6 protein-coding genes are annotated in these 8,079 nt (G+C 42.9%); 2 read left to right on the top strand and 4 right to left on the bottom strand.

Annotated features, from left to right (window positions below):
- A partial coding sequence (locus QZZ55_RS19545) for an insulinase family protein (protein ID WP_293269099.1) occupies positions 1-444 on the bottom strand: 444 nt, incomplete at its 3' end.
- A gap of 375 nt (positions 445-819) precedes the next feature.
- Between QZZ55_RS19545 and ilvC the strand changes: the two genes are divergently transcribed.
- Both ilvC and modF read left to right on the top strand, forming a co-directional pair.
- Complete coding sequence (gene ilvC, locus QZZ55_RS19540; protein WP_028469575.1) at positions 820-2,295, top strand: ketol-acid reductoisomerase; 1,476 nt, start codon at positions 820-822, stop codon at positions 2,293-2,295.
- Between the two features lie 125 nt (positions 2,296-2,420).
- Entirely contained in the window at positions 2,421-3,839 is a 1,419-nt protein-coding gene (gene modF / locus QZZ55_RS19535) for a molybdate ABC transporter ATP-binding protein ModF (RefSeq protein ID WP_293269098.1), read from the top strand.
- Positions 3,840-3,908: 69 nt separating this feature from the next.
- Here the strand turns inward: modF and QZZ55_RS19530 are convergent, their stop codons facing one another.
- From QZZ55_RS19530 to QZZ55_RS19520, 3 genes are read right to left on the bottom strand one after another with little or no spacing between them, the layout of a single operon-like run.
- Complete coding sequence (locus QZZ55_RS19530) at positions 3,909-5,933, bottom strand: EAL domain-containing protein (protein WP_293269097.1); 2,025 nt, start codon at positions 5,931-5,933, stop codon at positions 3,909-3,911.
- Between the two features lie 39 nt (positions 5,934-5,972).
- Positions 5,973-6,602 (bottom strand): hypothetical protein, encoded by a 630-nt coding sequence (locus QZZ55_RS19525; RefSeq protein WP_293269096.1) that lies wholly within the window; start codon positions 6,600-6,602, stop codon positions 5,973-5,975.
- Between the two features lie 2 nt (positions 6,603-6,604).
- Complete coding sequence (locus QZZ55_RS19520) at positions 6,605-7,600, bottom strand: hypothetical protein (protein ID WP_293269095.1); 996 nt, start codon at positions 7,598-7,600, stop codon at positions 6,605-6,607.
- Positions 7,601-8,079 lie beyond the last annotated feature (479 nt).

Below are 8,079 nucleotides of genomic sequence, written 5' to 3'. Positions count from 1 at the left end.
TCCGTCATCATTAATCGTTAAGCGATGACCCTCTTGTGCAAAATCCAGTGGGTTTAACGTGGCAAAGAAAACTGCATCGAGATAAACATCGAGTAAATTAAAATAATCTTTATGAATTTGGCTAGCAAAAGGATATGCCGTCCAATCAGCACTGGTGAATGCATTCATATACGTGGCTAGAGAGCGTTTGCGCATCATGAAGTACGGCGCGCGAACAGGGTATTTTTCACTTCCACATAGAACGCAGTGCTCTAATATATGAGTGACACCACGTGAATCGGTAGGTGGCGTTCTGAATGCGACCAAAAATACATTTTCAGGGTTATCCGCAGCAAAATGATAATGTATCGCACCTGTTTGAATATGGCGATATTCCTGCACTTCTACTTTTAACGCGGGAACAACCCGGCTGCGGAGTTTTTGAAATGCAGAATGGCAAGGCATAGAGAACCCTCAATCTTATGTACGCAACGATGACTGCTTACACTGTAACCACCTACTCATAATACAAACAGAACCAGAAGCCAGTCCTATGGAGTGCCAACTCAGCACTCGAACTTCATAGTATAAGCTCTCACAAATCTAACATTGCATATTACGCATCACTATGATGAAAATATATCAATATACGCAAGATAAGCTTTTATATAAAATGGCGCTATTAAATTTCAGGAGTGGGAAGTGTATAATATGCCCCTCTGAATTTTAGCCTGTAAACCAGCACTGGCAGCAGCCAGCCTTTCGTTTATCACGGCAATTAATCTAAATTTTCAGTACCTGCTGCTTCAGCAGGTACTTAATTACACGGAACTATCAGTCATGCCAAATAATTACTTTAATACACTGCCTCTGCGTGAGCAGCTAGCGCAACTGGCTAAATGCCGTTTCATGGACATTTCTGAGTTTCCAGACGGTGTGGAAGCGTTAAAAGGTAAAAAAATCGTTGTTATCGGTTGTGGTGCTCAGGGCTTAGCTCAAGGTATGAACCTACGTGATAGCGGCTGCGATGTATCTTACACATTGCGTGCTGCAGCGATTGCTGAAAAGCGTCAGTCTTGGAAAAGTGCTACTGAAAACGGTTTCGTTGTTGGTACATACGAAGAACTAATCCCTACTGCTGATGTTGTTCTTAACCTGACACCTGATAAGCAGCACACGCCTGTTGTTAATGCCATCATGCCTTTGATGAAGCAAGGTGCTTGCCTATCTTACTCTCACGGTTTCAACATCGTTGAAGAAGGTATGAAGATTCGTGAAGACTTAACAGTAATCATGGTTGCACCTAAGTGCCCAGGTTCTGAAGTACGTAACGAATACGTACGCGGTTTCGGTGTACCTACACTAATCGCTGTCCATGAAGACAACGATCCTAAAGGCGAAGGTTTGGCTTTGGCTAAAGCTTACGCTGTAGGTACTGGCGGCCATAAAGCCGGCGTATTGATGTCTTCTTTCATCGCTGAAGTTAAATCTGATTTGATGGGCGAACAGACTATTCTGTGCGGCATGCTACAGACCGGTTCTCTACTATGCTTCGACAAAATGATCGAAGAAGGCGTTGATGCTGGTTACGCATCTAAGCTAATACAGTTTGGTTGGGAAACAGTTACTGAAGCGCTTAAATACGGCGGCGTAACTAACATGCTAGACCGTTTGTCTAACCCAGCTAAAATCAAAGCATTTGACCTGTCAGAAGAACTTAAACTGATTATGCGTCCGCTGTACAACAAGCATCAGGATGACATCATCAACGGTACTTTCTCTCGTACTATGATGGCAGATTGGGCTAACGACGACGTTAACCTACTAGGATGGCGTGCAGAAACAGCAGAGACAGCATTCGAGAAAACACCTGCTGGCGATGTAGAAATTTCTGAGCAAGAATACTTCGACCACGGCATCCTAATGGTTGCTATGGTTAAAGCGGGTGTTGAACTAGCTTTCGAAACAATGACAGCTGCAGGCATCGTTGCTGACTCTGCATACTACGAGTCTCTACACGAAACTCCACTTATTGCTAACACAATTGCACGTAAGAAGTTATATGAGATGAACGCGACTATCTCTGATACAGCTGAATACGGTTGCTACCTATACAACCATGCTTGTTTGCCACTATTGGCTGACTTCATGAAAGATATCAAAACTGATGTCATTGGTAGAGGCCTAGCTGTAGACGACAACGGTGTTGATAATGCTCGTTTGATCGAAGTGAACGCTGCCCTGCGCGCTCACCCAGTTGAAGCGATCGGTACGACTCTACGTGGCCACATGGCTGACATGAAAAAGATCGTTTGATTTAGATCTTGCCTGTAACTTGTTACAGGTGACACAAGGCCAGGACTCATCTCCTGGCCTTTTTTTTAAGCTTTGTAAACACCCTCATCCCACACGCTGATACCGAACACCGGACACCTAAACCTATGAACATTAGCTTGGACAACCTAACCGTTAACTTTGACGACCGCTTTCAATTGGATGAACTCAACTGGCAGCTAAACGATAGCCAACATTGGGTCGTTACTGGCGCCAACGGTTCTGGTAAGTCTGCACTAGCAGCCGTTCTAGCAGGTGCCGGCGACAACTTATCAGGCAGTATCAAAGGACTTCCTGCAAAAGTAGGTCTGGTTTCTTTTGAAGCCCAAGCAGAGTTGATTGAGGCCGAGTTAAAAAAAGATGATGCTGACATCATGGATGTTATCGCCGAAGGAACTCCTGTACATGAGATTCTTAACCCCGGCGACAGTAATCAAAAGTTGATCGATGAGCTAGTTGAGAAGTTTGCTCTGCAGTCATTAGTAGAGCGCGCATTTCGAAAGCTATCTACAGGCGAGTCCCGCAAAGTCATGTTGATCCGTGCCTTAGCAAGCGAACCCGACTTGTTGATCCTTGATGAGCCATTCGATGGGCTGGATGTGCATACCCTTGAAATGCTGCAAGAGTATTTAGCGTCACTGGTAGAAACGGTACCGATGGTTATGGTTCTCAATCGCTTTGATGAATTTCCTGACTTTATAACTCATATCGCCTATGTCGATCATGGACGCTTGCAACATAAGATCGACCGTAATGACAGCAAAGCATACAACGAGCTTTACCAATTATTACATTTAAAAACCACTGATCTACAAGTCCCGGCAGCCGATCCTGAAACCGCCATTCCACAGTTAGATCCAACCCAGCCGCTTGTACGACTCAACGCTATCAATATTACCTATGATGGCCACAAGATCATTGATTCGCTGGATTGGACTATCGAGCGTAACCAACACTGGCAATTGAGCGGGCCCAACGGCAGCGGAAAAACCGGTCTACTGTCACTCATTACCGGTGACCATCCACAGTGTTATGTAAATGACATTTTCGTGTTTGGTTTTCAGCGCGGCAGTGGTGAGAGCATCTGGCAGATCAAACAGTTTATTGGTTACGTTTCTACCGCCCTACAGTGGGAATACAAGGTAGGAACAGGCTTACGTAATGTAATTATTTCAGGCTTCTACGACAGCATAGGTTTGTACACGAAATCTACCGACAAACAGAAGCAGATTGCCGATGAGTGGCTAGCTTTATTAGGAATGAGCGACCGTGCTGATACGCCGTTTAATAAGCTTTCCTACGGAGATCAGCGTTTATTATTAATTGCACGAGCAATGGTTAAACACCCAGCGCTGCTTATTCTTGACGAGCCATGTCTTGGCTTGGATGATATGAACCGCCAATTAGTATTAGCATTAATAGAAAAAATCTGTGCTGGTAGCGAAACCTCGGTGCTATATGTCAATCATCACCCTGAAGATCAGATTAAAGGCATCAACAACTATTTAGCATTGAAAAAAAGTTAATACACCACAAACACTCAGGGTCATTTTTCTATCAAAATGCCCCTTTTAATCTCATATACCATCACAAAATCAAGGCGCCAAATCCACCAGCAAAGAAGGTTTATTGAAGTAATACCCCTGCGCAAAATCTACCCCTATCGCTTCTAATTCGTTAGCTATCTCTTCGCTTTCAACAAACTCTGCAATGGTTTGTTTACCTAACGCTCTTGCTACATCGTTGATCGATTTTACCGTGGCCAAATTGACAGCATCTGTCATCATATCCTTAACAAACATCCCATCAATTTTAATAATATCTACATCCAGTGTTTTCAAATAAGCAAATGATGAGAGCCCACTCCCAAAATCATCTAAAGCGAATTGGCACCCAAGAGCTTTGAGCCCAGCAATAAATTGATGAGCATTTTCAAGATCAGTAATCGCCGCTGTTTCGGTAATTTCAAAGCAAATTTTCTCAGCAGGCAGTCCTGCTTGCTTCAGCTTACTAATAATAAAATTGAGAGAATCTGGACAGGCAATAGACTGCCCTGACAAGTTAATAGCGCAAGTACCTAATGCTTCTAGCTCTTGGGGGTGCGTCGCCAGCCAATCAAATGTTGCACTCACCACTTCGCGATCTAAACGTGGCCCAAGATGATAACGTTCAACCAAAGGTAAGAATTTATTTGGATAAATAAGCTGACCATCTGAAGCCTTTAGTCGCAATAATATTTCATAGTGCTTATCCGCGCTGCTATTGTGGTGCAATCCAATAATAGACTGTCGATGTAAAACAATACGTTTCATATCTAATGCATGGTTTATCTGGTTTATCCACAGCATTTCATGGCGCTTATCTGCTAAGGTTGCATCGCCAACATCAAATGTATGCACACGATTACGGCCCGAATCTTTCGCTACTTTACACGCCGTATCAGCCGCATTAAATATATCCTCTATCGACGATTTACTCGCATCAATTAATGTCAATCCAATGCTAGCACTTATACGATAAACTTCTTCTTCCCATTGATAACGTACATCAGCAATTGCCTTGCGGATATCATTACAAATGATACGTCCATCAGAAACATCACAAGATGTTAATAGTATCGCAAACTCATCTCCCCCTAAACGGGCTACAACATCCGTTGTTCTTACGCACACTTGAATCAGACGCGCCACCTGAGCTAATAACTCATCTCCGGCAGCATGCCCACACGTATCATTAACGACTTTAAAGTGGTCTAAATCCACAAAACACAGCACATGTGTTACCGACTCACTAGCTGTATCTGAGTAACGGGCTAACACTCGACTAAATTCTCGACGATTATTTAAATCAGTCAGTGCGTCATGGCTCGCTTGGTACGCGAGTGAATTAGTTAATCGTCGAGTGTTATTGCTAAGCTCTACAACTTCTTTGGGACCACTAGAAACACCAACAAACACTTCGCCGGCTTCCGCATCTCTTGCCATTTGACTCAATTGTCGCAAAGGATTGGATATTTGCCGATTAGCCCAATACCATAGCAACAGCACCATGAAAGAGAATCCCGCCCAGCTTAAATATTGGATTAGCGTGACATTACTTCTCTCTGCTATTTGACGTTGAAGACTACCGTTAACCTCTGCTTTGGAGCGATTACGCAAGCCGCTCAGACGCTCAACTATGACCTCGCTCACTCGATCTGACGTAGCTAGTAGGTAAGATAATTGCTCTTCACGGTTGTCATCAGAAAGAACCGCCGCTCTTTCTAAATCGAGGCTCATGCTTGTTATAATAGATGCCATCTCCGACAACTCAGCACGTAAAGAGATAGAAGCTTCTTGACGTCCTAAGTTATCAAGGGTCTTCACAATGAAACCACCTTTACTCACGCCCCCTCTCACCAAATAAGTTTGCCCAGAGCCCAACACCAAATCAACTGTAATAAGGTACTGTGAAACATCGATTGCTAATGATTCTATATCTTTGTTCCACAACACAGTTTGCATGTGTTGCTCAGAGGCCTCATGCGCTAAACGAAACTGATGCGATAATAGCAACTCAATAAGGTAACCTCCCGCTAGGCAAGCAAGAATTACCGTTGCAAGATAACCTTTTATTCTCATTGCAATAGCCCTCTTGTCGTAGCAGCTTTCGCAATAGTGCTATTGTGACTGTGCAGAAATAACATCTCCCCAAGCCAGCTCAGTGATTGCGAGCGTTTTCAATGCTGAGCTCAAAATCAATAAGTGCATGGCAGGATTCGTCAAGAAAACTTCTTTTGCTTGTTCGCTTAACGATTGTCCATCAGTGCTTACCAGCAATAATAACTCAGCAAATGACTTTCCTTGTATGACAGCTTCTATCTCATTTTTTAGCGTGTCGTTACATTCAGGACTACGGCAACGCTGGAAAGCTAAGCTTTCAATTTTCATGTCGGAACTAATAGCCCAGGCAATTTCAATAAGCCCCCACTCCGATAGCTCTGAGCGGGCTTGAACAAACCCAATAGAAGCCGCACCCTTCAAAACTTGATATAGAGTATGCTTACCAATTTCATTATGGTGAATGGTAAAGGGCAAGCGTTTAGCCACTTCACCCCGCATTTTCTGATTAATAGGACGAATAATCGACCGATGTTGTGTCGCTTCAGGATAGAGGCTCTGAATAGCAATAACAGGATCTCTTAACGAACAAAACGCAGCTGACACCGGAATGCTCACCAAAAAAGCGACTATCGCGACGAGTACTTTTAATCGAGCGCTCTGTGAAAAATAATTCCCGAAAGTATCCAACACTATATCCTCACGCGTAACTGAGCAGTGAGCTTAGATGCTTTTTCCTGACCAACAATCGCATCTAACTCCTTAAACCATTCAGTGCTTACATTAACATACCTGTTAATTTCCCATTGAACGCCTAATGATACGCTACTCAGCGCTTGCCAAGTATCCGAATGTTCTTGCTTAGCATGCCTTAGTTGTAAATAAGTATGTAGCGATTCCATAGGATTTCGCCACGATAACTCTGCTATAGCACTTGCTCTATCAAAGCCACTATTATTGCCACCTGAAACTTCTAGTAATACCTCCCATTGGCGATAGTAATGTACTAGATCAATACCTAAACGTTTACGCGCTATCGCTCCTTCAGCAGCAAGCACTTTTCCATTAAACCATGAAAAACCGACAACCGTATTTCCCATTGACGGGGTCCCTATACGCCCAGCAAATACATGAGGGTTATCTCTACCTGATATATTGTTTCCAGACCCTCGCGTCAACGCAACTTCATAATCAAATTGCGCCAACACTCCATTCACCGAAACACCCCAATCAGCCTTAACGCCTCTGTCACTGAACGAGTACTGCCTCAACGTACCATTGGTGTCTATGTTTTTTTCTAGCCCAAACGGTACTTCAAAATGACCCACTCGAAAATTCAAAGCGCTACGAGATAGCCCTGTAAAGTTAATATTCGCTATACGCCATGTAACCTCAGAATCATCTCCACCATCAAAGAAATAAGCGGGGTTATTCACAGCATTTAAACGTACCCAATAAGGCTGAAACACTAGCGTAGCGATGTCTCCATGCTTTCCAGTAAAAACCTTATGAAAGTCAAAACCAATGACATGCTGGCTAGATAAGTGATCATTATTTTTATCTAGCGTAAAGCGCGAAGATAAATCCAATGCCCACCGGCTATTATCCCACACACTAGACGTGAGATTTTGGTGGCCAATACGACTCTCCATATCTGCCGCTACCGCACACGAGCCAGTGAACATCATAAAAAATATAGCGAGTAGCCTACACGATAAATATCGCACGAGCTTATACGGCATGTAACTCAAACGCTTTCCTAAATAATAGTTACTGAGCAAATGAAAACCTTTCAAAAAATGACTGTTTATATATTTATCAGCGCTATTCATTAACAGCACACAATAAAAAAACGCATTTACATGCGCTCCATAAGCATAGTTTACATTCAATATTTGTCATGCTTATACGTAGGTTTCATCATCTATTTACGGCAGATGGTGAAAAATATGATCTCACTAGTAGTACAGTAGTGAAGGGATATAACCAGATCTCTATAGGTTCGATATACCTCATAAAACATAACTAACAACGATAGCTATACTTTTCTTCTATACTGACTTCAAACATACATAACGAAATCGCTAAACACGATTATTTGGAGATTTTTTTGAAGCTAATTAACAACTTAAATATAAGTGCAAAGCTGCTCATCAGCTTTCTACTG

Origin of the sequence: Neptunomonas sp. (assembly GCF_016744175.1) — a bacterium.
GTDB lineage: Bacteria > Pseudomonadota > Gammaproteobacteria > Pseudomonadales > Balneatricaceae > Neptunomonas.
Note: the sequence above shows the minus strand (reverse complement) of the source record. Positions and strands in the feature narration are given on the sequence as shown.